Raw genomic sequence first — 26,562 nt, 5'->3', positions numbered from 1 at the left:
AATTTAGGTGTCCTTGTTTGTTAAGGTCTTTGAATAAACAGTTGTGTACAATAATGTTGATATCGACTCGTTGCTGTTCCTGCCACATAACCAACACCAATGTCTGTAAAATTGGGATTCAAAATATTGGCTCGATGGCCTGGACTATTCATCCAACCTCTCATAACCCCTGCTCGATGAAATTCTTTTTCTCATATTGCTGGCCTCCTACAATATATTTACTGACTATATATATTGTTGGGAGAGTCATAACGCTTGTATGCTAGTCTATGATTCTACTATTCACTACTCTTCGCTAGTTGCTCTTGAGCAAGACGAACCATTTCCCGAACCATGGCACCACCAATTTTGCCTCCAACATGGCCTACCGATTCTGAAGTCAGACCGCCATTGTCACCTGGCTGCAAGGGTACACCAAGCTCCTTAGCCACTTCGTATTTCACGTCGTCCGGTCGATTCGGATCAACAGCATATCCCTCTTGCTTCATTACATTTGCTTTGAAAGTCTGCATCCCCTGTTCAACCCCTGGTACCACATATCTTCTTTTTCCTCTGGCCATCATGATGCACTCCTTCGATCTCGTTTCCTCTAACATACCCAGAGGCATATGGTTTGATCCCGATTGGAGTGTGGCAGCATCATATTTAGAATGCTTTTACTAGCTCTTAGAGCATCTGAAACAACTGCTCCCCATGGATCCGAAGATATCTATACATAACACCACATAGCACTAGCATCGCTATCCCTATACCTAACAAAATAAGATTTCCATTTACAGGAGATAGAAAAAGGAATATACCTAGTGGAATCACTAGACTAATGAACCCAAGAAGCATAGATACAAGGACTGCCGCACTCTGCTTAATGACCGTAACTTCACTTGTCCACTCTAGCTTTGGAAGCTTCAAGTTAACAATCACGCCCATCAATGCGGAATACAAGGCATATATCAGTGGAATTATAAGTAGCAGTAAACTTTCCATCCATCCCGTGCCAAGCGATACCATTAACATCACAGAACTAATAACTAGGGCGGGTATGGTAACGGTAAGATTCACAGCAACTTTGCTAAGCAGGATAGTATGTTTGGGTACAGGTGAGCTTGTTACAATCCACAGATGATTACCTTCAAGAGAAATGGAACTCGACGTTGTACAACTCAGAACGACAAACAAAGAAACGACCAGTGGAGCCAATGTACTCAAATAATTAGACAATTGTGGGATATCTATAAGTTCTCCCAACTTTTCCGGACTAGTAAATAATAATGAAATTGACATTACAAGTAATAGAATCATGCCCATCGCTGTATTCAACACATATACGGAAGAACTAATATAGCGGCGCAGCTCCTTCTTATACAATGCACGAAATGGCGAGGATACCCCCAAAGGCTGCATCGTATATTTACTACTTGCATGCGAGGTCGTTAAGCCAGTATGAATAGCTTTATATCTTGTACTGAGCACAGTAGAGAATAACATAAAGGCAAGTAGTGATATTACAATAAATTGAAAAAGTGAACCAAGTTGATACGAACACACGGCATCTACATACATGCCCGCAAGAGGATAGAGCATAAATATCATATCTGCCAGCTCCCGGCCCATATCAGCAAGTATTTGCTCGTCACCATTCATCCGAAATGAACCAAGTATAAATACAATAATTACTGCGAAGGTCAATACGAGACTAATCATTCGACTAGCTCTGAAACGGGATGCAATCCAGCTAATGAGTGAGCCAATAACCGTTGCAGCAATGATGGGTAGTAACGGAATAAAGAAAAGTGTCATGAGAAAAAATAGATAGTATAATGCCCCGGGATTTACCTTTATAGCATAAACTGCTCCTGCTGGTAACATCACTATCAGAACAAAAAATAGATTCAGTACATAAAGCTGAAGAACACGGCTGGCTATAACATCACTTGTCCGGATGGGCAGTGACATAAGTAGGTCGTAGTCCTTATAGCTAAACAATACACTGCTAGCCTTATAGATCGTTGTGAAGAATCCAATCACAGACGTGACAGCCATCATAATAGCAAGCAACAGATCCATCCTACCCAATTGTTCGAAGGTTAATGCCATTGCATAGCTATATCCAAACGAAACTACTCCCACCATCACAATACCTATCAAAATGCCGATGGTCAATACAATCAATTTGCGTTTTTCCTTAACATCACTCGTATGCAACGCTTTATTCACACCGAATGAAGATAGCAACTGTATCTTCGTTAATCTCCATATATTAATCATTGGCTATCAGCTCCAAGAATACATCTTCAAGACTATGATCACCTTTAACGTCCCCCGTCTTGCCATGGGTAACCAACTGACCCGCTTTGATAATCGCAATCTTATTGCAGATCTTCTCCGCCACATCCAACACATGCGTTGAGAAGAAAATGGCACTCCCACTGTTGCACAGATCGGCCATGATTGTCTTTAATGTGTGGGCAGCCTTCGGATCAAGTCCAACAAAGGGCTCATCTAGTACTAACAGCTTCGGTTTATGAATAAGTGCAGAGATGATGGCAAGCTTCTGCTTCATACCATGAGAATAAGATGAGATCATATCACCCAAATTCGCTGTAATCTGAAAGGCATCACCGTACTGTTGAATAAGTGACTCCCGATCTGCTAAGGATACTTTGAAAAGATCGCCAATAAAGTTCAAGTACTGTATGCCCGTAAGATGATCATACAGATCTGGGTTATCAGGAATGTAAGCGATATTCGCTTTGCAAGCTACAGGGTCCTTCTTAATTGAGATGCCGTCAATTTCAATATCCCCCTCTTCGAAATCAAGGACACCAACCACTGCTCGGATAGTCGTTGTCTTCCCTGCACCATTATGTCCGATAAATCCATAAATATCACCGCGCTCGACTACTAGATTCAAATCGTTTACTGCCTTTTTACCACCCTTATAACTCTTGGAAAAATGTCTAATTGTAAGCATTCTCCTCCACCTCTCCATTCGTCTATGTATAACTCTTAAATAACGCTATCTATAATACGTATATCCTACGCAGATCGTTCACTTACCATATCCATCATTTAAAAAGACAAAGCGACCTCACTCCGTTAGAACACCGAGTAATGGTCGCTTCTTCATCATACTTTTTGATAATTATTTAACTTAATTTCAGTTAGTGGCTATTACCTATTTCACTATCATGTCCCACAATAGGTTCGGTAAGGACGAGTTGACTCCGCAGGTAAAGTAGCGTAAACCGCCTGTTCTGGCGAATGTGCATAGGGATTAGAAAGAGCCTCTAGTAGTTTCCCCATGACACTGTAATCTCCATCTTCCACTGCCGCTTCTAACGCTTCTTCTACCCGATGATTTCGAGGAATGATGGCAGGGTTGCTGTTTCGCATCAACTCATGTGCTGCGTCTTTCGATTCCGGCTGTCTGTCCAGTCTCTCCTGCCACAACACATGCCACCCCGTAAATTCTGGCGCACTAGACAGATCTATATCCTCTACCTTATTAAAGGTCAGAGCAACAAATGTATTCGTATAGTCCGCATGATACGTATCCATCATACTGAGGAGATCTTTGATGAGCGCTTCATCCTCTAACTCTTCATTAAATATGCCTAGCTTCGCTCTCATTCCTGCAATCCAAGTATCATAATATAGCGTAGTATATTCTGATAGCGCACCCTGAGCCAGTTCGACTGCTTCAGATTGATTGTCATGAAGTAATGGCAATATAGCTTCGGCAAAGCGTGCAAGATTCCAACTACCTATATTCGGCTGATTCCCATAAGCATAGCGTCCTTGCCTATCAATGGAACTAAACACCGTGGCAGGATCGTACGTATCCATAAATGCACACGGGCCATAATCAATCGTTTCTCCACTAAGAGCCATATTATCGGTATTCATTACCCCATGAATAAAGCCAACCAATTGCCACTTCGCAATCAGCATCGCCTGACGCTTGATGATCTCCTGAAATAAACGAAGATAACGGCTCTCAGCCTCTTCAATCCTGCCGACATCTGGAAAATGCCGTTGTAATGTATACTCCGCAAGAACCCGAAGATCTTCAACATTTCCCCACTGTGAAGCATATTCAAACGTACCTACGCGCAAATGACTGGCAGCTACGCGAGTCATAATGGCGCCTGGCAAATCATTCTCGCGGATGACCGCTTCACCCGTCGTTACCACAGCTAAGCTACGAGTAGTAGGAATTCCAAGACCATGCATCGCTTCACTAATGATATATTCGCGCAGCATCGGCCCAAGTGAGGCTCGACCATCCCCACCGCGGGAGTATGGTGTTCGACCTGAACCCTTTAGTTGTATATCCAACCGTTCACCTTGGGAAGTCATATGCTCACCAAGTAACACAGCCCGGCCATCCCCTAACATCGTGAAATTCCCAAATTGGTGACCTGCATAAGCTTGAGCAAGGGGATCAGCATCTTCAGGGATTCTGTTGCCAGCAAGTACTGCTACGCCTTCTTCACTTTGTAGTGCCTCAATGCTTAACCCTAAAGATGTTGCCAACTTCTCATTGAGAATAACAAGCTGTGGCAAACTTACAGGCGTTAGGTTAATACGGCTACTGAATAATTGTGGCAGACGAGCATAACTATGTTCAAAGTTCCAACCCGCTTCTGATCTTTCATTCCACTTTGTCATTGCCATCACCTTCTTTTCGCTTTTTTGAATGCTATGTATTTATCTAATCTCATATTTACATATAGAAAGAAGCCCTTTTAGGGTCTACTTCTTCCCATTTATTATACCCTACTATACAAAAGATGAACTAAAACAGTGCGCACCGATTGAGAATCGACACGCACTCGCTATAGCCTTATTCTATTTTTAAAAAGTCAGCATCTCCCCAGGACAGAGCGAATGAAGCGTATCATGACCTTCATGCCGTAGCACATGGAGCAAACGATCCGTGCGCGTCTTGGAGGCATGTGCAAGAACTGTGGCTTTGCTCGGAACCCACTCCAGCATGTTGCGGACATCCGGCAAGCCTTGATGGACCTTATACCGGACATGATGTACCTGCGCGCCGGTGCTAATAGTCCTCAATAGCAACTCACCATGCGAGCCAGCAGCCAGATGACCTGTCAGAATAACAGCATTATTCGTCGAGCAGGATAGCCGCTTATAGTACCATTGCGCGGTTTCAGATTGCATCATACCGTCATCGGTAAAGATAATCGCCCCTTTCGTTCGGGAAAGCGCCTGCTTGCGTGCCTCTTTATCACCTACAATGTTCAGTCTGTCGCAGGCAAGCAGCGTCTCAATACGTGCAAGCGCATTGTCATGTAGCCAATCTGGCATCTCAGCAAGTTGGAAAAGCTTCTCCATAAGCACTCGCTCCACAATAAGATCCGCTTCAGGAAAGGTCTCGCTCGCCCACACGAGTAATTCCTGACCCCTACCATAGGTCGGCACAGGATAGAGCACAGTGCCGTTCTGCTGCAATTTCTCTTGGGTTACTCTTTCAAGCTCCTCTAGCCCGATCGCCTGAGAATCTGGGTCAGCACCATAAGCTGCATCTATAATTGCCAAATCTGCATGGGCTTGCTGTCCTGGCAAAAGCACAGGTCGATCAGCAGCAAGTAGGCCGGACTCTTCCGTGTAATCCCCCGAAAAGTAAACCAGCTTGCCAGCCCAATCCAGTACAAACCACACCGATCCAGGAAGATGCCCGCTACGGCCCCATTTCATCCGTAATCCAGGGAATACCTTGACCCAATGACCCGAAACACATTGATCCTCTAGGAACACATAATCAATAGCTGCAATATGTCGATCATTATAAGGCAGATCGATAGACTGAGATCGGGCGTAACGCCCCCATGCTTCAAAATACACTGGGAGCTGTTGTGCAGTCGTACGCGTTGTCCATACCTGCCCCTTAAATCCATGCTTATATAATAACGGGATAGCCATCGAATGATCCTCATGAGCATGGGATAGAAACACTGCCTTAAGGCGAGGTAGAACTTCTTCACCTATGAGTGGATACTGTCCGCCACGTTCCTTTTTTCCGCCGCAATCCAGTAGTATGACTTGATCTTCATGCTGTAATAAATAACAGGAGCGGCCGTGTTCTCCGGCCCCTCCCCAAACGGTTAAATGAGTCATAGGCTATTCCACTTTCTGTTTTGAACTAAAATAAGTTATGACAAGCAATAGCGCAGTCGTTATGCCCACCGAAATAACCGCCATCGCCATTCCCATCGATACCGCCCCCTGCTCGAACTGGGCGAAGATATATGTCGCTGAAGTCTTCATTCCGGGCGGCAATATCAGCAAGGACGCAACCAACTCACGATTGGATATCGTAAAGGTCATCATCCACCCGGCTAACATTCCAGGCAACAGAAGTGGAATCAGAATTCTTCGCAGGACATACAACTTGCGTCCGCCAAATACATGGCCTGCCTGCATTAGCATAGGATCGATCTGTCCATAACTGGACTTCACGTATTGAACGGTGTAGGGAAGGAATAGAATGACATAGGTTAGCACCACCATGCCGTACGTATTATACAGCGGAATCGGCATCCATTTGGCATTCCACAACAGAATCAATCCTACAACAATGACGATGCCCGGCACTGTATTAGGTAGTAAGCTGAACAGGTCAACCAGCTTCTGTCCCGGTGTGCGGGAGCGCTTTACAGTTAACGCGAACCAAGTGCCTAGCACGACCGCAATCGTCGATGCAACGATCGACAATCCAAAACTGTTCAACAGCGCATTCAGACTTTCCGACCCAGGAGTTAATAAATCAGCGTAATGTTGCCATGTTAGATTGCCCCAAGAAAGTCTTTCGCCACGCAGCTTGAGTAGCGATGCTGTAATAATTGAAAAGTATGGAACCCCAATCGAAGCCAATAATAGTAGACCTATATAGAGCCAGCACAAAAAACCTCTCCAACTCTTAACGGAAGCATATTTGTTAACAGTCCCCTTGCCACCAACCAATCGATAAGAATAACGGCTACTAATAACACTTTGGATGTACCACATGACCAAACAAGAAGCCAGAAGGACAGAAGCAAGTGACGTTGCCTTCCCGAAGTCAATCGGCCAACTCGAAATATATTTATGAATTTCCGATGTCATGACATAGAAGCCAATCTTACGGCCAAAGGTCGCGGGCGTGCCAAATTCCGCTATAGTTTTGACGAAGATTAACAAGGCACCCATGACATAACTCGATAGGAGCAAGGGAAGAATGATCCGTCTAATACGGTAGAAGAGTCCGCCCCCATGCACAGCTGCTGCTTCCTCCATATTCCCACTGATTTGGAGAAGCGAATTGCGAAGCAACAAATACAAGAACGGAAACAGATGCAAGCCCATAATGGTAACCATCCCCCCGAAGCTAAAGAACGCAGGGGTCAGAGCTGAAGCCGCTGGGATGAATTGTTCCATATAACCGTTGGTCTGCATAAATAACATCCAGCCCATCGAACCAATGTAGGGAGGCGTCATGAACGGAATGAGTAGTACAATATCAAGCCATTTATGACGACGCAGTTCCGTCTTCGCCATAATCCACGCCAGCGGAAATGCTAGCACCGTTGTTAAGGCAATGACACATAACCCCAACCAGATGGAATTGAACAGTACCTCGCTTAGATCGCTCTGCATGATATTACGTAGCGGTGCCTGTAAATCAAAAGTCTGGTTAGGATACAGACTCGTCCAAAAGATCATCATCAGCGGTGCTAGCACCAACATGCCAAGTAACAGCAGTGCCAGCACTATCCCGATCCATCTATATGATTTGAAAGTATTGGTTTGCATTGTCGTACCACCCATCTAAGCCCGAACCACCGAGCTGCTCATCCTACTTAAACAATTGTGTGAATCTCGTTGCAACACTATCACTGTTGTCATTCATCCATTGCCAGTTCACATTGAAAGTGGATATCTCACTAGCATTCGTGCGATCTTTCGCCTCAACATCCGAGCGACCTGGTAGTAAGTATGCGTTGGCTACCATCTTTTGTGCCTCATCTGAAATCAGATAATCAATAAATGCTTTGGCATTGTCGGTGTTTGTGCTCGTCTTCATAATAGCTGCTGGGCGCGGACTGATGACACTTCCCTCCTTAGGATAAACAATATCAATAGGCTCTCCTGCAGCTTTCGCTTTATAAGCCATATAGTCAACACCAGCTGCAACAACAGATTTAGCACCTGTAATCACCGGGTCAAGCGCTTCCTGATTCGCTCCCGCCATCGCTACACCGTTCTGCTTATAGCTGTCAAAGAGTGTCCAGCCGTTCTCCCCTGCATCACTCAAATAACCTGAGATGAAATCCAACGCAGAGCCAGATAAGGATGGATCGGGGATGTTCACTTTTCCCTTCCATTCTGGTTGGCCCAAATCCGCCCATGAAACAGGAGGTGTCTGAACAAGCTTCGTATTATAGACGATGCCAAGTGCTGATGCGCTATAGCTGAAATAATGTCCATCTTTATCAGACCAATCCGCAATTAGCTTGTCTGCGTTGGCAGCCTCTGGGTATCCCAAGAGCATGTCATCCTGATTAAGCCCTTGCATCGCCGGTAGTGAAGCAAGTACAACGACATCTACGGCTGGATTTGATTTCTCAGCCTCCATACGAGCGAGTATTTTCCCCGTTGTCCCTTGAAACATCTCTACCTTGACACCTGTTTGAGCTTCAAAACCTTCCTTGATCTTGTTAGCCAAGCCTTCCGGACCTGCGCTGTAGACAGTTAGAGTGCCGCTCAGCTTCTTTTCTACATCTTGCTGCTCAACCGGTGCTGATACTGATTTTACCGGAGCTGTTTCCGCAGGTTTTGCATTGTTGTCCGCTGCTCCACAGCCCACTAGACTTATTCCCATACATACTGTTAAAGCAAGCATCATACCCTGTTTGGCTATTTTCATTTGTATTGCCTCCTATTCATAATGGAAAAACCTATAATGCGTGATCAAAAGGTGACTTTTTGAACTACCTCTTATTGTGCGACATCATGTACATGTTCTGGAGATACATACACTTGCATCGTCTCACCGATTGATAACCGAGAAGGAGAGTACGCTGTCCATCTTCCTAGATCCTGATGCATATCCAGCTCAACTTCGTAGCGGTCTCCCATGTAGCTCGCATGACGTAATGTACCCTCAAAGCGATAATCAGCAGCGTTCTCCTCCCTCCAGCGGATATGCTCCGGTCGAACCATTTGTTTATCCTTCATCAGCCAATTTGACTTGCCTATAAACTGGGCGACGAAGGGATGTGCTGGGGTGCTATAAATACGCTCAGGCGTCCCTCGTTGTAATATTTCTCCCTCTTTCATCACCACAACCTCATCCGACATACTCATCGCTTCTGTCTGGTCATGTGTGACATAGAGTGCTGTAACACCAGTCTCCTTGACTAAATGCAATAACTCAGCCCGCATCTCATCGCGCAGCATAGCATCAAGGGCGCTGAGCGGCTCATCGAACAGCACGAGCTGTGGCTTCATGATGATCGCCCTAGCAAATGCGACCCGCTGTTGCTGACCACCAGAGAGTTGATGTGGGAAGCGCATCTCTTTACCTTCCAGTCGTACGGTTTTCAGCGCATGTAGTACGGACTCCTTTAAGCCTTTTTTCCTTTTGGCTGCACGTAGACCAAAGGCGACATTTTCAAAAACAGTCATATGCGGCCAAAGTGCAAAATCTTGAAATACCATCCCGAAATTACGCTGGTGAGCTGGCTTATTAATTCGTTGATTCCTCGAATAATAGCACTCTCCATCCACATCAATCTCACCTGCATCGGGAGTTTCAAGTCCAGCCAGCATCCGTAGCAACGTTGTCTTGCCGCAGCCTGAAGGACCAAGTAGCGTAGTGAAGCTGCCTTTGGCAATAGTCAGGTTTGAAGGCCGTAGCGCCTGAACTGAACCAAAGGACTTCTCTAAAAGCCGGATAGTGATATCTCCCATTTTTGTTAACCTGCCTATTCTTTTAACTTATATCAGTCTTGTTATCAGTATAATGTTGGATTATTCTCCCTTTGTCTTAGCTATGTAAAGGAAAGATTAACTTTTTAGTGGATTTGTTTTAACATTCATCGAATTTTTCTATGCTACAGTGAGGGGATAAAGCGGAATTGGAGGCGTTAGCATATGAACTTGCTGAAATATCAAATTGTTGAGCTTCTGGAAAAGCATAAGAAAATCACAACAGTTGCCAACGCACTAGAGCTAAAGCAGCCGACCATCACCTATCATATGAAAAAATTGGAGCAGCATATGGGTGTCAAACTGTTTGAGTCGCGTTCGGACAAGACCCTACTCACTGCACCTGGAAGAGCTCTACTCCATTATGCTTCCCGCATCAATAAGTTGACGCGTGAAGCAGAGCGTGTCGTGATGGAATATGGCAGTCTCGTAAGAGGAAATCTCACCATTGGTGCTAGCTATGTTCCGGCCACCTACGTGTTACCGGAGATATTGAGCAATTTCTCCAAGGCGAATCCCGGCATTGAATTATCGGTACTGGTTAAGCCAGCACCTATTATTAAAGAGAAGCTTTGGAATCATGAGATCGATTTGGGGATCATCTCCTCTGAGCCTTTTGAGATGTCTTTCTTATCTACTCAGAGCCTCTGCGAGGATGAGCTAGTTGTCATTTTTTCACCTGATCATCATTTGGCTTCCTATGAAGTGCTCAATCCAGGCTTGATAGCGACGGCTAACTTTGTTCTTCACGGTAAAGACTCAAGTACGAGGGAAATGACAACGAGGTGGCTGAACGATCACCGGGTTGGCCTCATTGGTCCGATCGAGCTAGATTCGATCGAAGCCATCAAGCAGACCGTGCAACGGGGCGGACATATTGCCTTTATTTCAGGTCTAGCTGTACAAGACGAGCTTAAGCGAGGACACTTGCTCATGCGACAAATACCTAATGCTCATTTCCAGCGTTCCATCTATTGCTGCTATAACAAGGATCGCTATGAATCCCGATTAACCGAGAAGTTTATTGATGAACTCCATCTAGGTTTTAAAAATTCTTATCTCCCATCTATTAATTACCAGCATTAACCGTACAGCACTCATTAACAGCTTAAATGATAAGGGCTGGCTCATTCCGGCAGACGGGCTAAAAACCCAATTGATGCTGAGTCGTTACTAGACCCAGTTCCATCCTCTACCGACCTATAGACAGGCGGATTAAGTTCCTTAGTTGAATATGTCATTTTATAGATCAAATAGCATGGTTTCGACACACCTTTACCCTTCGAGTCCTGAATAATAAAAACGGAGTGATGGGATAATAATAATCACTTTAATTTTAGGAGGAAGCATGTGTTAAATATAAAAAGCGAATTCAATATGCCTACTGTCAATTTATTTGGACAAGGAGCCATCAATGAAGTTGGTGAACAATTAAAAAATTTAGGTTATAAAAAGCCTTTGATCGTTACAGATGATGGTCTGCATAAATTAGGGCTTTCAGAACAAATAGCGGGAATCATTCGTAAGGCTGGCTTAGAGGTCGCAATTTATCCTAAAGCAGAACCAAACCCGACAGACATAAACGTAGAACACGGCTTAGAAGCATATCAAACTGAAAACTGCGATTCCATTATTTCTTTAGGTGGTGGAAGCGCACATGACGCTGCAAAGGGGATTGGTCTTGTCGCTTCTAACGGCGGGAGAATACATGACTATGAAGGTGTAAATAAATCTAAAAAGCCATTAGTTCCCTTAATTTCAATTAACACAACTGCAGGTACGGCTAGTGAGATGACTAAGTTCACCATTATTACGGATACGAGCAGAAAAGTAAAAATGGCTATAATCGACACACATGTTACACCACTTGTTTCTATTAATGACCCTGAATTAATGGTCGGTATGCCACCTAGTTTAACAGCAGCTACTGGTTTAGATGCATTAACACATGCGATCGAAGCTTATGTTTCTACAAATGCGACACCGATCACTGATGCTTGTGCAGTGAAAACAATGGAACTCATCCCTAAATATTTGCCACGTGCCGTTGCTAATGGACAAGATATGGAAGCTCGTGAACAAATGATCTATGCGCAATTTCTAGCAGGTATGGCCTTCAATAACGCATCACTCGGTTATGTGCACGCAATTGCCCACCAGTTCGGTGGTTTCTACAACCTTCCACACGGTGTGTGTAATGCCATTCTACTCCCGCATGTCTGCCGCTTTAACTTAATTGCCCGCATAGAACGCTTCGCTGAGATTGCTAAGTATCTAGGTGAGAACATAGAAGGTTTAAGTACACGTGATGCAGCTGAATTAGCAATTACGGCAATTGAACAACTTGCTCATGATCTTGGTATTCCAACAGGATTTACGCAATTAGGTGCAAAAGAAGAAGACATCGAAACATTAGCTACAAATGCAATGAAAGACGTTACTGCAGCAACGAATCCGCGCAAACCAACATTAGAAGAAGTAATGGAAATTATCCGTAGCGCAATGTAAAATTCCCTTAATACAGGGAGATAGTAAAGAACAGGGACCCCTTCGCGGTTACTCCTGTTCTTTGATTGTCCAGCCCGCCCCCCTCTGCTATTCTTAGTATTACAAACAAGTACCAAGACCAGAGGAGACAAGGCGGCCATGAAATCCAAACGAGCAATGATTGAACGAAGAAACACCGAGCGCCGCGTACGCCGGGAACAGAAAAAGAACCCACCTGGGCTACTATCCAAACTGTTCGACCGGATATTGAAGCCGGTACAGGTGTTGTTTATTGTCTCCCTTTTCGTCGCTGCTATCTACCCTTGGTTCATGGATCTCGTCCCCGGTCTAGAAGGCACAGAGTTAATCGCTTACGCAGCTGAACGGGTTGCTACCTTTCTACTTTTTGGTATCCTGGGCACCGGCTCCGTAGTAGGAACATGGATCCTATTTAAGCGACCGGACGGCTTACCCAGCAAAGTTCGCAAGAAACCAGACAGCAAACGGACGCAAATCATGAAAGCCGTTGTGCTTTTATTCTTTGCTCTAGTATTTGTTGTATCCTCCATGATCTGCTGGGCCCAGTTAAAGGCTATGGCGAGAATATGGCAGTTCCTGTTTGACTATGATAGCTTTGCTAGATAAGTATGGCCTTTAATGCAATACTAGTGTCATTAACCAAATAAAAAAGGTTGCTCCGCAAATGATAATTTCAAAAAACACCCCTCAATATATGAGGAGGTGATCACTGATATTGTTCATACAGTTGGTGGAAATTCGATGAAGGCCGCAGGCCAAGTTCTTGAAACATCAATTGCGTATAGTGCTCATAATAGTTATGTAAGGACTGCCGATCTCCCATCGCTCCGAATATATTCAGCAGCAGTAAATTTGACTCTTCTTCATATTCATTACGGGCTACTATTCTTCTCGCAATTTGCTCCGCTTCTCTAAACCGCTTCTGAACTAATAGCCAATTTGCAAGACGTTTAGCAAAAGCTTGATAAACCATCACTAACCGCTCATGTTCTACAATGGCCCACACATAAAGTTTATCCTCGAACAACTCGCCAAAAAACTGTCTCTCCAACTCTATGGCCTTCGTTTCATTGGCTGCATTGATTTCGGATAACCCCTTCACCATTTGCTCGAATTGAATAAAGTCGACATCCGTTTGATCCAAGTCTACACGGTACTGTTCTTGCGATGAAATGACCATTTCCTTAAATCCATGCATCGATAACACTTTCCTAAGCTGATAGACGACGGTATTGAGATACGCTTCCGCATTCTTAAGGGGCATCCCCGGAAAGATATCTTCCACAATTCGCATTTTGGCCACACTTCGGCCTCGGTAAACGAGCAGATAGCCGAATAGCTCCATGCTTTTCTTAGACATCCATTTCACTGCACCCGCTTGCTTACTACTAGCCTCGAAGCAACCCATTCCCCGAACAATCAGCCTATTAAGTGTAAGGTTGGTAGCCGTATCGGATGATGAGACACTCCGTCTATTAGCTGCTCTAGTTATCGTCTCCGTCAGACGCCTTCTCGAAATCGGCTTAACCATATAGTCCAATGGATACACATCGTAGGCTTCAATAGCAAAATCCGTATGGGAGGTTGTAAACACAATGTCGAGATCACTTCGAAGCGAACGCAAGCTACGTGCCAACTCCAATCCATCGTCCGCAGCAATCTGAATGTCCAAGAATGCGAGATCCACATCGCTGTCTCGTACGAAGGCTAGAACATCTGCCGCATTTTGGAAGCTTCCGACAAGTTCCACGTCTTCGATATTCGACAACAATCGTTTCATAGCCAACAACATGGCAGGCTCATCATCAACGATGAGAACTTTCATCACTCTGTCCCGCCTCTCATAGTGAAGTGAAATACGCTTCCTTGCCCTGGTCTGCTCTCCGCCCATAGACTTCCACCGCTTAGCTGCACGAACTGCCGAGTGACGATCAGTCCAAGTCCCGCTCCTTTTTCTCCCATAGTGCCGGCCAGTGAGTTGAGCTGCTTCTCAGCAAATAGCTGGCGAACCTGCTCCTCTTCCATTCCCACTCCGTTATCGCTGATGGAAATAGTAATCATATCCCCTGATACCCGGGTATACACATGAACTGAACCACCCAATCCGGTAAATTTGATGGCATTGGATAATAAATTACGGATAATTAAGCCAAGTGCTTCACGGTCAGCATATACTCGAGTGCCTGAGGCAATCGTGTGATTCACGCTTATCTGTTTAGCCTCACTTTTAATATGTAGCATATGACAACAATCCTCCACAACCTCAGACAACTCCAATAACTGTGGACGAAGTGCCATGTCTTCTCTCTGACTGCGGAACCATTCTAACAAATTATTAGCCATTCCAAGTGTATTGCGAATCTGGTCACCTAACGTCTCAATGATTTCCCGATGTTCAGAATCGAAACGCTCTCTATCTTCTTCCAACAACTCCACGAGTTGAAATTGCAAAGCCAATGGACTGCGAATATCATGTGACACAATCGTAAACAACTGATCCTTCAACTGGTTGAGCTGTGCAACCTGCTCTAGATGCCGCTCTTTCTCCGTAATATCAACCATAAGGGAAATACTACCCTGCCCCTGCTTACCTAATATACGTAGCGGATATACGTTCACGCTGTAAACCTTTCTTTCTCCATCCACCCAGGTAGCGATCTCTACACGCCCCTGTTGCATGGACTTGCATAGCTTATACCATTCCGGCCAAGGCGCCAATAGCTCCACCATATTCCGACCGTAAATAGTATCACACCCCATCTCTGAGAACCATTGGGAAGCCTGTTTATTACTATCGATAATCTTACCCGAAGCATTCGCTATCACAATACTTTCCTGCAGCGTATCAAGCACAATATTTCTAGCAATCGGAACGGTAGAGAAGAACTTAATCCGCAATGTAATGACCAGCATAATCGTTCCGATAATTCCACAGTAAACCGACAGCGAAAGTAACCAGGATGACCACGCAGGATTCGTGAATTTGAGTATCTCAAGCACAAGTGGAAATGAACTTAGAAACAGAATCAACATCCCTGGTCTACGAAAGTCGCTACGGATATTCCGTACATACTGTAATAGAATATAAAGACATATAGCCAGAACACAGTAACAAGTGACTGAGAAAGCGACTGAATAGATCGTCCTCGTCGTGGCTAAATGACCGTTATACATTTCAATCGTACGATAGATCACATGAAGCGCGGGATCAAACCACGACAGTAACGACCAGAGTGCGAATACCGAGAACAGTATGATCTTCCATCGAGGCTTTAATATTTTGTCGCGACCAATCAAGTGATACACGAATAGGATAAAGAAAGGTACGATAAAATTAAGTGCTGTATTCTGAATATTGCGAAAAAGAAGCTTTTCCATTAATTCATAGCTGCTTTTCTCCATAATGATACCAATGGAGTATATAATTCGGCATACGATCAAGCCCATGAGGTAAGTTACTCCGCGTTCTCTTCTAAACCTATACATAAAGAATAAAATGATGCCCATCATGATCAACGAAGCAATCATCAAAACAAGCTCTATAGTAGGATCCATGGGGTAGTTCCCCTTAATTTTGACATAAGAAGACGAATAAATTCATCCGCGATTCTCTCAATATAGTATACGAAACTATCACGTGCAATGTAAGACCCTTCAAATTTCAAATAAAATAAAACCGAAACAAGCACCATCACAGCGCTCATTTCGGCTTTATTTAGTTCGATCTCTTTTACAGCGGATAGCTCTACTACCGATCGATATCAGTCAACCATCTGTAGAAGATCGCAGCCATTTCCGCACGGGTCATCCAGGCATCAGGAGATAACTTAGCTTTACCGCGCCCCTCTATGATACCAAGCGCAAGTGCCATATTAATATCCGCCTTCGCCCATTCAGATACCACATCTGCATCCTCGTACTCTTGAAGGTGATCTATCGATGCTTCTGTTCGCAACTCCATCATCTTCGTGATCCGAGTCAGCATAGCAATCGCCTGCTCCCGTGTGATCAAATCCTCACCTCGGAATGTACGATCCCCATAGCCTTGGATGATTCCGTATTGTACAGCTGTTTCAACAGCATCTGCATACCAATCCGTTGATGCAACATCATCGAATCGACGATCATAAGACATCACTCCAAAGCCAAACGTCCGTACAGCAAACGCGGCAAACTGGGCTCTGGTCACCCAAGTGTTCGGCTGATAGCTACCGTCCTCAAAGCCGCTGGCAATGACACGAGAAGCCATATCTTCCAAAATCCGTTGCGACCAATTTCCTCCTACATCATGAAAAGAGTCCTTGTACTGTACAAGTGTGAATATACCATTGGTTGTGTTGCTAATCTCAGCAAACCATTGATTTCCTTGTTGCACTTTTCTCGTTGGAATATGTGCTAAGCCATTGGGTCTCCATTCCACAGCGGTCGTAAAGTTAGCATCCTTCACCGGAAGCCGAAGCTTCGCGAACTTAGCGAGTCGTTCAATCGAAGCAGACCGATTCTCATACTTCACTTGGAGAGCTAAGGATATCGGGGTATTCACCACTTCCATCCCATCCAAAGGTACGATTTCCCCAAGCTTATCCTTCTCCCATTTCATCGAGAGTACAAACAATAGATTCGATTGCTCCGTTGCCTGAAGCTGCTTCAATACCGAATCAGTAGTGATTTCTGTAATCGGAAAGCGATAGACAACCTCTTGATGCTCCACCTGGACGAATCCTTGGGGAACAAACAATTGATCCCATGCTCGCTTCTCAATCTCAACGACAATGCTTTCCTCAGTAGCTGTTGAAGCGATGATCCATTCGTCACTGACTAATGTGGCTTTATGACCGACACCATTCACTCGAATGTCATATTCCTGCTTTACCGATTGCTGTGCATTGACTGAAGTATTTGTTGGCCCGCCTGACGGTCCAATCGGTGGGACCACATTAGGTCGCGCTGGCTCTCTAGTGACGTTGATCGTATAAATCTGAGGTGTTCCATCCAGCAACATTTCAGCCCGGAATGTATTCAAGCCTACTTGAAGCGGTATATTATCTTCCCACATAAGCTCGGTCTGATTCATATACAATCTCGCATCCGTGATATTTAACGTTTGGTCGTATGTTGCTTGGGTACTCGATATCTCATACGGTATAGTCGCATGATATACATTCTCTACAACAGTCAGAGAGAAAGAAATCCCTGCTAATGAAACAGGATGAACGAAAGGAAGTGTTGTGAAGCTTATGTTGCCGCTGTAGCGCGTGTCCCATTCGGTTACTGCATACGAGCGAGCATAGTATGTTGTATCTGGTTGCAGCCCCGTTAGTTCGATACGCTGCTGCCCCGGACTCTGCAATGCGGTGGAATAGACTGCATCTGTAACCGATGGATTCGGTGACGTACTGACCGCAATTCCGCTTTCAATAAATTGATCCAAATCACTGGATAACACTTCATACGTTCCATATGCTGATGTCGCTTCCTCATCATCTATGGCTAGAGAGACGGACCAGTTCTCTATACTGAAGGCTCCATTCGCTGAATAGTCAAAGACTACATCGCCCGTCTTCGCAGCTACTACCTTCCAGTAATAAGGAATCCCAGCATATAAATGACTCGTATCCATCGTAAATGACGTTTCATTTGTTAATTCCTTTGTTTCCACTACATTTTTAAATTTCGGATCCGTTGCCACTAATACGATCGTTCGGTCATAATCCGCATCCGCATTTGGGTTATCCCAGGTGAAGGTAACCTCTGGCGTGTCCTCAGGAAATACCGTACCGAAGGCTGGTGTCTGTAAATCCGGTGCCAAAGGTCTTCCCAGAGTGGATTCTAGGACAACAGGTACGTATTCTCCTCCAGTGAGTATAATAAACTCCGCTCGCTTCGGTATGAAGCGCATCGTCTCTCCTGATCTTAGATGTATTGGCCAAGTCCTGGTTTCACTCCAATCAATCGTTTCTCTTAAATTGATTTCTTCCCCATCACTTGGCTGATGCTTCTCAAACTGAGCTTGAATCTCGCCTGTTTCTTCGAAGAAGATAAATTGAACAGTACCTTCTTTCCAATCATTATTTATATTGTTAAATTGGAGAATAGCTTGGCGTTTACCCACTTGCCCACCGACCACAGCATGATAGATCTGACCGGGAGACTTTGCGAAATTGATTCCAATAAGCGGGTATTCCTCGAAGTATATATCTGTTTTGGAGGATCGATCTATTTTTAACCTTCGCACTATTTCTCCATTCATTGGAAAGTCGATGCCCAAGTCCAGCGTATTCCCTACAACTGATGTTCCTGTTATGACCTGACGCTCATCCTGCACATTGGAGAACACAGGGACATCTTCCAGATTAGGAGCAACGATCCGCAGACCAACTAGCTCTGTCCGTATTTCCTGTTTGACTTCATCATAATAGGTTTTCGGAAACATCATTTGCCGATCGCCAATATATAGTGGACTATCCCCGTAACTAACTTCTGAAGCCTTATAAAGTACCCCAGAGTCTGGATGGGTAATTTGCCAACCACCATTATAGTCTTTCTGAGCCATCAGCCCTGAGGAGTCCAGCCAAATCATTGAATAGGTATAATCCTTCTTCAACTGGCTCGATTGATACGTTTTATAATTAATAATATGAATCCAGCCGCTGTGTGCATCAGCAATCGTCACATGCTCACCGTCCGTATGCATAGAAAGACTGTAGCCTATGAATGGATAGGTATGTATCAGAGTCAGCTCATTATTAGAAGGATTGACCGAATATTGCTGAATCTCATTCTCCAGTGCGACTAATAACTGCCCATCAGGGGTAAATATAATATCATAAACCTCTTCCCACATCGTATCAATGATGCTTAAATCATTCGTAGAGATAACGACAACAGCCCCATTCTGATTCAAATCAACGGCATACAAATGCCCATTATAATAGGCTAAATTGTATAGCTGATGACCCAAGTTGCGAGGCATACTCCGAACATATAAACCTGATGCATCGTATTCATCCAGCCTTCCTTCATAATAATCCAAAATAAAAACATGACCGTTCTCAGCTAGGGCGATTTTCAAATCAGCATCTGTATAGCTAGTCTCTCGCTCACTCCCAATGGATCCGGTTAGTTTATACGTATTGCTGGACGAATCATACTCATAGACTAAGATATCACTACCATATGTCGTATTAACATATAGGGTACCTTGATTATCGACTTCAATAATAGCACTTTCAGCGGAATACTCATGCAAGTCGATACCATATTGCTGCGTCCCATTCAAATACACATTAGCCTGATTATTATGTACGGCTACCCCCATCACATGCGAGCCGTCCGCTGAAACGGACAATGATGAAAAGTCCCATCCGTCGAGCTGGATGCAGCCTACATCGCAAGAAAATGCTGGATTGTAATTGCCCATTACATAAGCATTTTGCTTAACCACAAAGCTTCCCGCGGGCTCCTTCACAATGCTGTTAATAGATTTACCCCAGGTCGTCGTATTTGTCGTGATGCTAGGATTCGCGTCTGTAGGGTCAATGGTATAATACTTATCCATTTGATTTGCTGCTGCGTACATCAATCCATCGTATACTTTCTGAATGGATGTGATCTCTTCAGAGAATATAACGACTTCATCATCCACGATCGTCTTTGCGTCCAAATCATACTTCAACATCGGACGGACCGTATCGCTTTGTTTGTGAATGATATATAAATAATTTCCGTCTGCTTCCTCTGAGAATACAATCTGCTCAGGATAGAAGTCCAATGCGCCACCGGCCAGCCAAGAAGCCCCAGCCACCTCCCTAGCAAGTTGATCTCGATCGACTAGTAAGCCATGATACGTGCCATCCGTTCCGAAATGGAAGATGTCTCTTTTGTTCCCCATAGGTAGCTGGGCAATGACGAATAGATCATCCGTCGAGCTCGACTCCATCTGCTGAACTTTCTCCATGCCTCCCCGATTAGGAAAGGTGAACGCATCCTCGGCCCACCCCATATCAATCTCCTCGAACTTCACTGACGTATCTGCTGCTGCTGCATTCGCAACAGGCGAAGCCGCCAAATTCCCTCCTAAAGTTGACAGCACTAGCGCTGTAACAAGAAAAAACTTCATAAATCGTCTCATTTCATTCCCCCATCATTTCAATATTGATATTCTCTTGTTATGAATGGTAACAGAGTGCAATGAAAGAATAATGAAAGAAACTAGGGATTTGCTGGATGGGGCCAACATGATGACATTCATACTTTTCACTTATGGCGATTCATACACCGCCTATTTCAAGACTACATATATAGTCCAAATTTATTCTTAATGTATTATTTACAATAGTGTGTGGCATACAGTATACTAATAACAGGAGCTGATGTTTCATGGATATTAAAGAGACAATCAATGGATTGACACAGGAGATGCGGCGCGGAACGATCATTATCGGCGTGCTCAGTCAATTATCCGAACCGCAATACGGTTACTCTCTCGTCTCTATTTTAGAGGAAAAGGGGATTACCATCGATCCAGGCACCATGTACCCTCTATTACGCAGGTTGGAGAAGCAAGAATTGCTTGAAAGCAAGTGGGATACCAATGAATCTAGACCTCGAAAGTACTACTTGTTAAGTCCTACTGGTAAGGAGGTTTACCGTCAGTTATGCCAGGAATGGGAAGTCATGACGGTCAGCCTTGAAAGCTTAATTCGAGGAGGAAGCGACGATGGAAGTAGTTAAAAGGTATATTCATGCCGTAACGCAAAAATTACCTGAACAGCAGAGAGCAGACATAGAGAAAGAACTACAAGGATTAATTGAGGATATGGTTGAAGAGCGGATTCAAGGTGGAGAAGCTACCCAGGTAGACGTCGAAGAAGTGCTTCTGGAGCTTGGAGACCCAAGCGACTTGGCGGATAAATATAGGGAAAGTAAGAGGTATCTGGTCAGTCCGGAACTCTTCCCGACTTATCTATTCGTTCTCAAGATAACGCTCGCAGCGATCGCAATTGCTATAACAGTTGCCTTTGTGATTGAGACTGTTCTAAATCCCGCTCAGATACCAGATCAGTTCACAAGCTATCTAAGTTCAATCATATCGGGTTGCTTCCAAGGATTTGCCTGGGTGACGATCATCTTCTTCTTAGTAGAATATAAGGGCGCTAACAAAATAAAACTCAGTAGAAATACATGGACACCATCCGATTTACCTCCCCTACCCGATCAGCGGGTCAGAATTAAATTGTCCGATCCCATTGTAAGTATCGCCTTTACCATTATTTTTCTAGTTCTGTTGACCTTCTCGATCAATCTTTTTGGTGTATGGTTTTCTCGAGATGCTAGTATTCGAACGATTATACCCATTTTTGATGAACAAGTATTCCTAGAGTTTCTTCCGTTCATTTGGATCGTATTTGCTATAAGCATACTCAGTGATATCATGAAGATCATTTGGGGAAAATGGACTATCAAACTCATTGCATTTGATATTGTGGTGATCTTACTCCATTTCGTACTGGCAGTGTTCATGTTTTCGGATATATCCATATGGAATCCTCATTTCCTGCAACAAATAGCACAAACCGATCTGACACTGAATAATAGCGATGCATTGCAAACAGTCCAAACGGTTTGGCCACATGCTACAAAAGGAATGCTCTCTATTATAGGAATAGTTCTGGGCATCCAACTCATCACTACCGTTGTTAAATACTTTAAGATTAAAGACTTCACTTAGAAGCAAAGGCTGCCGATGATCGGTAGCCTTTGCTTCTATAATGCTCTTACATTAGTAAACTGCGACCATTCGACCATTCCTAACGTATTAAAAAATAGTGTTACATCGTTATGAATCTAATTAGGGGGGGGAACACACTTGCAGCTGAGTCTAAACAACATCAATAAACAATTTGATGACAAAAAGGTGCTTCAGGGCATCGAATACACCTTTCAAAAAGGTAAGATTTATGGATTGCTTGGTCGAAATGGCGCGGGGAAAACGACGCTGTTTCATTGTTTGAGTGGGGAAACAAAGATCGACGACGGACACGCCATGATTGAGGATAATGGGGTCTTTAGAAAACTGCGTGAAGAAGATGTCGGGTTTGTCTACTCGCTACCGATACTGCCTGAATTTCTGACCGGTTATGAATTTGTTAAATTCTTCATGGATATCAATCGCGACAAACTGCACCCTGGTCAAAGCATAGATAACTACTTTGATATGATGAGCATTTCAGAAGAAGATCGACATCGATTAATCAAAAACTATTCCCATGGGATGAAGAACAAAACTCAGATGCTGCTATTTCTAATCACGAAACCGCCGATCATTTTGCTTGATGAGCCGCTCACGTCCTTCGACGTCATCGTGGCGCTGGAAATGAAAAACTTGCTACGTGAAATGAAGCATGATCACATCCTTATTTTTTCAACCCATATATTGCAGCTTGCTTCCGATTTATGCGATGAGCTTGTCGTGCTGAACAACGGACGTTTGTCCTCTGTACCTTCTGACCTGCTACACAGTCCGGAATTTGAACAAAGCATAATCCATTTGCTAAAGGATGAAGATCAATATGAGAACACTTAATACGCTTCTGGCGCTCCGGACGTTCTCCACTGCCAATCGCTTCATCTATTTCGCTCAGAGGTTACCGCTGATCGGCAAGCATATAAAGGACAGTGCCTATGCTAACCTAGGCGGCAAAAAGATCGTTAACATCATAGCAATATTACTAGGTGTATTATGGGGACTTATTTCCAAACTAGCTTACATTGGGCTTCTCGTTTATCTTCCAGCTGTAGCTCTAAGTGGTGTAACGAATCAGGAAGAACAACTCCAGCTTTTTTTGCATCTATTTATGATAGTAATCTTTATCGTGGCGAGTGTATCCAGTGCCTCCATATTGGAACCGAAAAGGGAAAAGTATATTGCCGTAAAATTAATGCGAATGCAGCCGACTACCTATATGCGCGTTTCTCTTAGCTACAAATACTGCACTTATTTGATCTATTACATACCTGCGTTGCTGATCTTCACTTCATTGCTGGGAGCAACCATCCTTCAAGCGCTGTCGCTTGCCGTGTCTATCACAATGTGGCGAGTACTCAGCGAATATTTACATCTAAAATGGTTTGAGAAGACCGGTAAGGTGCTGATCAAGAATAATTTGATTGTTTGGTTAACGATTGGAATTGGTTACTCGGTCGCCTATGCTCCACTTTTTCTGGATTGGATTCCCGTGAGCGGAACGCTGTTACTTTCTGTACCGGTTATGCTCGTCATAGCAGCATTGGGTATTTACGCAGCCATACAGCTGTACCGATATCAGGATTACCGAACGGTGGTTGACGCCGCAACGAAACGGGATGATCCACTACTTGATCTTGGACGCATGATTTCAGAAGCCCAGCAGACCGCTGCGCGATCCAAAGACAGCGACTTTACATCCGTAGCTCAACAATCTGATAAATTCAAGAACAAGGAAGGTTATGTCTATCTGAATGCACTTTTTTTCGCAAGACATCGCAGTCTAATTGTACAACCGGTGTACAAAAGATTGATGATCATCGGTGCTCTGGGTGTTATTGGCATACTTCTTGCACTTACGGGCAATCCGTTGATTGCTATTATGACTTCGAACCTAGACAGAGTTCTACCCTTCTTAGTATTTACTCTAAGCTTAATTTCTGTAGGAGAGGCAATGTGCCGCGTCATCTTCTTCAATTGCGATCTCAGCCTGTTACGTTATAGCTTTTATCGAAACGCAGTGAATAGTCACTTTCGCATCCGGCTATACCGCATCACAGGGCTTAACCTAACAATCTCCGCTGCGCTTGGAACAGCGTTGACGCTCATTGTGCTAGTGGGAGGCGGAGCACCTGTCCTTGAGTTACTTCTGATTTGGGTATGCGTACTGACACTAGCCGTCTTTTTCTCAGTCCATCACCTGTTGATGTACTATATATTTCAGCCTTATTCAACCGAATTGAATATGAAAAATCCTTTCTTCTTCATTGTTACTATGGTGGTGTCGGCCGCCACCGGATTATGTATTATCGTACAGGCACCTGCTCTTACTTTTACGTTAATCGTATTGATTCTAACCCTTGTGTACTTACCGACTGCACTGATTCTCGTTCAGAAGTTCGGTCAGCGTACATTTAGAGTAAAGTAATTGGACATCAGCGCACATTAGGAAATGAATAGCTTCAGTCAGCCAATAAAGGTACTTGAAGAAACGAAAGGAAGCATACATTTGCCACAACGGCAATTTATGCTTCCTTATAATATACAGGCTATTCAGATGTGCTTGTTTCTTTACCCGCTAAGCCAAGCATCTGCGCTGTTGAAGTATGAATTTCGCGGATAAGCTCTGGGTTGTCCAATAGTGACTCACCATAAGATGGAATCATTTCTTTTATTTTTGGCTCCCACGCTTTGATATGTTGCGGAAAGCATTTTTTTATAATCTCAAGCATGACAGAAACGGCGGTAGAAGCACCCGGAGAAGCGCCAAGTAATGCAGCGATCGAGCCATCAGCCGCACTAATCACTTCTGTACCAAATTGAAGCGTTCCTTTGCCGGCAGCAGTATCTTTAATAATTTGCACACGCTGACCTGCTAGCACTAGCTCCCAATCCTCGCTTTTCGCGTTCGGGACGAATTCCCGTAAAGCTTCCATGCGCTTTTCCTTCGATAACATCACTTCCTTGATCAGGTATGTTGTCAATGGAATGTTCTTCACACCTGCCGCCAGCATCGTTACGAGATTATGCGATTTCACGGAAGTTAACAAATCAAGCATTGAACCGTATTTTAGAAACTTGGGTGAAAAACCGGCAAACGGTCCAAAGAACAACAACTCTTTGTTGTCGATAACTCTTGTATCAAGATGCGGAACAGACATCGGAGGTGCACCAATGGCAGCCTGACCATATACTTTGGCACGATGCTTCGCTACAATATCCGGGTTCTTACATACCATAAATAATCCGCTAACCGGAAAGCCTCCAACCCCTTTGCCTTCAGGGATACCGGATTTCTGCAGCAAATGTAGGCTTCCTCCCCCGCCGCCGATAAAGACAAATTTTGCCGTATGGCGCTCAATGGTACCGCTATCAACATTCCGCACTTTCAATTCCCACGAGCCATCGCTAGCACGTTTAATATCGTCAACATTCTGTTTGAATTTGATATCGACGTTATTACTCTTTAAGTGATCAAACATTATACGCGTTAAGGCACCAAAGTTGACATCCGTACCAGATTCGATTCTAGTTGCTGCTATAGGTTTATTCAATGTCCGGTCTTTCATCATAAGCGGAATCCATTCCATCAATTTACCCGGATCATCGGAAAATTCCATCCCTTGAAACAGTGGATTATCAGACAGTGCTTCAAAACGACTTTGTAGAAATGTTACATCTCGTTCCCCTTGCACAAAACTCATATGAGGCACTGGCACGATAAAGTCTCGCGGATTACGGATCAGATTACTGCTTACAAGATAAGACCAAAACTGCTTTGAAACCTGATACTCTTCATTCACTTTTATAGCTTTGCTAATATTGATGGATCCATCTGGTTGTTCGACGGTGTAGTTAAGCTCGCACAGTGAAGAATGCCCCGTTCCCGCATTATTCCATTCGTTAGAGCTTTCCTCGCCTGCGCTTCCACGTCTCTCTAGTACTGTAATGTCCCAGTCCGGTGCTAATTCTTTCAGCAATGACCCCAAAGTAGCACTCATAATTCCGGCACCAATTAAGATAACGTCTGTTTTCATTTGTCTGTTACTCATGTTTACCGTCCTTTGCAGAAAGAATGTAAGCGCCTCATTAAGCCAACACGCGGCATAGTCATATATCTTTTCTGGATCAATTATAACCTGATCATAGTCTATCACTATTATTTAAAGATTAAAATATCAATTTACTATTATATAGACCCCAAAAATAGTTATTGATATAATTTTACAAGGAGCTATTCTATTGTGTTATCCATTTATAATAAAGCTTGTAAGTGCTACAAGCGAATAATTCTTTGT

The 26,562-nt window shown here is 44.0% G+C and carries 19 protein-coding genes and 1 pseudogene; 7 read left to right on the top strand and 13 right to left on the bottom strand.

The features are described 5' to 3' along the window. Window positions 1-20 precede the first annotated feature (20 nt). The 9 genes and pseudogenes from AC1TO8_RS11815 to AC1TO8_RS11775 form a co-directional block, all read right to left on the bottom strand. A pseudogene (locus tag AC1TO8_RS11815) lies at window positions 21-167 on the bottom strand (CAP domain-containing protein); the annotation flags it as partial. Between the two features lie 111 nt (window positions 168-278). Further along, entirely contained in the window at window positions 279-563 is a 285-nt protein-coding gene (locus AC1TO8_RS11810; protein ID WP_482055811.1) for an alpha/beta-type small acid-soluble spore protein, read from the bottom strand. A gap of 103 nt (window positions 564-666) precedes the next feature. Then, window positions 667-2,265, bottom strand: coding sequence for an ABC transporter permease (locus tag AC1TO8_RS11805; protein WP_482055810.1), 1,599 nt, complete (start codon window positions 2,263-2,265; stop codon window positions 667-669). After that, complete coding sequence (locus AC1TO8_RS11800; protein WP_482055809.1) at window positions 2,258-2,971, bottom strand: ABC transporter ATP-binding protein; 714 nt, start codon at window positions 2,969-2,971, stop codon at window positions 2,258-2,260. The genes AC1TO8_RS11805 and AC1TO8_RS11800 overlap by 8 nt, the downstream gene beginning before the upstream one ends. Before the next feature lie 215 nt (window positions 2,972-3,186). After that, entirely contained in the window at window positions 3,187-4,671 is a 1,485-nt protein-coding gene (locus AC1TO8_RS11795; RefSeq protein WP_482055808.1) for a protein adenylyltransferase SelO, read from the bottom strand. A 186-nt stretch (window positions 4,672-4,857) separates the two neighbouring features. Next, window positions 4,858-6,141: an MBL fold metallo-hydrolase gene (locus AC1TO8_RS11790; protein ID WP_482055807.1), complete on the bottom strand. Its 1,284-nt coding sequence runs from the start codon at window positions 6,139-6,141 to the stop codon at window positions 4,858-4,860. A gap of 3 nt (window positions 6,142-6,144) precedes the next feature. Further along, on the bottom strand, window positions 6,145-7,815 hold the full coding sequence (locus tag AC1TO8_RS11785; RefSeq protein WP_482055806.1) for an ABC transporter permease: 1,671 nt from the start codon (window positions 7,813-7,815) through the stop codon (window positions 6,145-6,147). A 43-nt stretch (window positions 7,816-7,858) separates the two neighbouring features. Next, entirely contained in the window at window positions 7,859-8,929 is a 1,071-nt protein-coding gene (locus AC1TO8_RS11780; protein ID WP_482055805.1) for an ABC transporter substrate-binding protein, read from the bottom strand. A gap of 71 nt (window positions 8,930-9,000) precedes the next feature. Further along, on the bottom strand, window positions 9,001-9,975 hold the full coding sequence (locus tag AC1TO8_RS11775) for an ABC transporter ATP-binding protein (protein WP_482055804.1): 975 nt from the start codon (window positions 9,973-9,975) through the stop codon (window positions 9,001-9,003). A 183-nt stretch (window positions 9,976-10,158) separates the two neighbouring features. On the opposite strand from AC1TO8_RS11775, the gene AC1TO8_RS11770 reads away from it, so the two are divergent. The 3 genes from AC1TO8_RS11770 to AC1TO8_RS11760 all read left to right on the top strand — a co-directional run bounded on the left by AC1TO8_RS11770 (window position 10,159) and on the right by AC1TO8_RS11760 (window position 13,125). Continuing rightward, window positions 10,159-11,079: a LysR substrate-binding domain-containing protein gene (locus AC1TO8_RS11770; RefSeq protein ID WP_482055803.1), complete on the top strand. Its 921-nt coding sequence runs from the start codon at window positions 10,159-10,161 to the stop codon at window positions 11,077-11,079. A gap of 291 nt (window positions 11,080-11,370) precedes the next feature. After that, on the top strand, window positions 11,371-12,501 hold the full coding sequence (locus AC1TO8_RS11765) for an iron-containing alcohol dehydrogenase (protein WP_482055802.1): 1,131 nt from the start codon (window positions 11,371-11,373) through the stop codon (window positions 12,499-12,501). Between the two features lie 138 nt (window positions 12,502-12,639). Continuing rightward, complete coding sequence (locus AC1TO8_RS11760) at window positions 12,640-13,125, top strand: hypothetical protein (protein WP_482055801.1); 486 nt, start codon at window positions 12,640-12,642, stop codon at window positions 13,123-13,125. Window positions 13,126-13,225: 100 nt separating this feature from the next. Here AC1TO8_RS11760 and AC1TO8_RS11755 read toward each other — a convergent pair whose 3' ends face one another. The 3 genes from AC1TO8_RS11755 to AC1TO8_RS11745 form a co-directional block, all read right to left on the bottom strand. After that, window positions 13,226-14,344, bottom strand: a complete 1,119-nt coding sequence (locus AC1TO8_RS11755; protein WP_482055961.1) for a response regulator — start codon at window positions 14,342-14,344, stop codon at window positions 13,226-13,228. Further along, complete coding sequence (locus tag AC1TO8_RS11750) at window positions 14,344-16,074, bottom strand: sensor histidine kinase (protein WP_482055800.1); 1,731 nt, start codon at window positions 16,072-16,074, stop codon at window positions 14,344-14,346. The genes AC1TO8_RS11755 and AC1TO8_RS11750 overlap by 1 nt, the downstream gene beginning before the upstream one ends. A gap of 193 nt (window positions 16,075-16,267) precedes the next feature. Beyond that, window positions 16,268-20,650, bottom strand: coding sequence for an S-layer homology domain-containing protein (locus tag AC1TO8_RS11745; protein WP_482055799.1), 4,383 nt, complete (start codon window positions 20,648-20,650; stop codon window positions 16,268-16,270). Between the two features lie 248 nt (window positions 20,651-20,898). Between AC1TO8_RS11745 and AC1TO8_RS11740 the strand changes: the two genes are divergently transcribed. The 4 genes from AC1TO8_RS11740 (at window position 20,899) to AC1TO8_RS11725 (ending at window position 24,692) form a co-directional block, all read left to right on the top strand. Continuing rightward, the gene (locus AC1TO8_RS11740; RefSeq protein ID WP_482055798.1) at window positions 20,899-21,252 is read left to right on the top strand and encodes a PadR family transcriptional regulator; all 354 of its coding nucleotides are present in this window, start codon (window positions 20,899-20,901) and stop codon (window positions 21,250-21,252) included. Beyond that, the gene (locus AC1TO8_RS11735) at window positions 21,239-22,249 is read left to right on the top strand and encodes an HAAS signaling domain-containing protein (protein WP_482055797.1); all 1,011 of its coding nucleotides are present in this window, start codon (window positions 21,239-21,241) and stop codon (window positions 22,247-22,249) included. The genes AC1TO8_RS11740 and AC1TO8_RS11735 overlap by 14 nt, the downstream gene beginning before the upstream one ends. A gap of 138 nt (window positions 22,250-22,387) precedes the next feature. Further along, window positions 22,388-23,104, top strand: coding sequence for an ABC transporter ATP-binding protein (locus tag AC1TO8_RS11730; RefSeq protein WP_482055796.1), 717 nt, complete (start codon window positions 22,388-22,390; stop codon window positions 23,102-23,104). Then, the gene (locus AC1TO8_RS11725; protein ID WP_482055795.1) at window positions 23,091-24,692 is read left to right on the top strand and encodes a hypothetical protein; all 1,602 of its coding nucleotides are present in this window, start codon (window positions 23,091-23,093) and stop codon (window positions 24,690-24,692) included. Before AC1TO8_RS11730 ends, AC1TO8_RS11725 begins: the two co-directional genes overlap by 14 nt. A 121-nt stretch (window positions 24,693-24,813) precedes the next feature. On the opposite strand, the gene AC1TO8_RS11720 is transcribed toward AC1TO8_RS11725, so the two are convergent. After that, window positions 24,814-26,334, bottom strand: a complete 1,521-nt coding sequence (locus AC1TO8_RS11720) for a malate:quinone oxidoreductase (protein ID WP_482055960.1) — start codon at window positions 26,332-26,334, stop codon at window positions 24,814-24,816. Window positions 26,335-26,562: the final 228 nt, after the last annotated feature.

It is taken from the genome of Paenibacillus sp. Y859 (genome assembly GCF_056786405.1).
The sequence above is the reverse complement of the archived record's forward strand: the minus strand, read 5'-3'. Positions and strand labels throughout refer to the sequence as shown.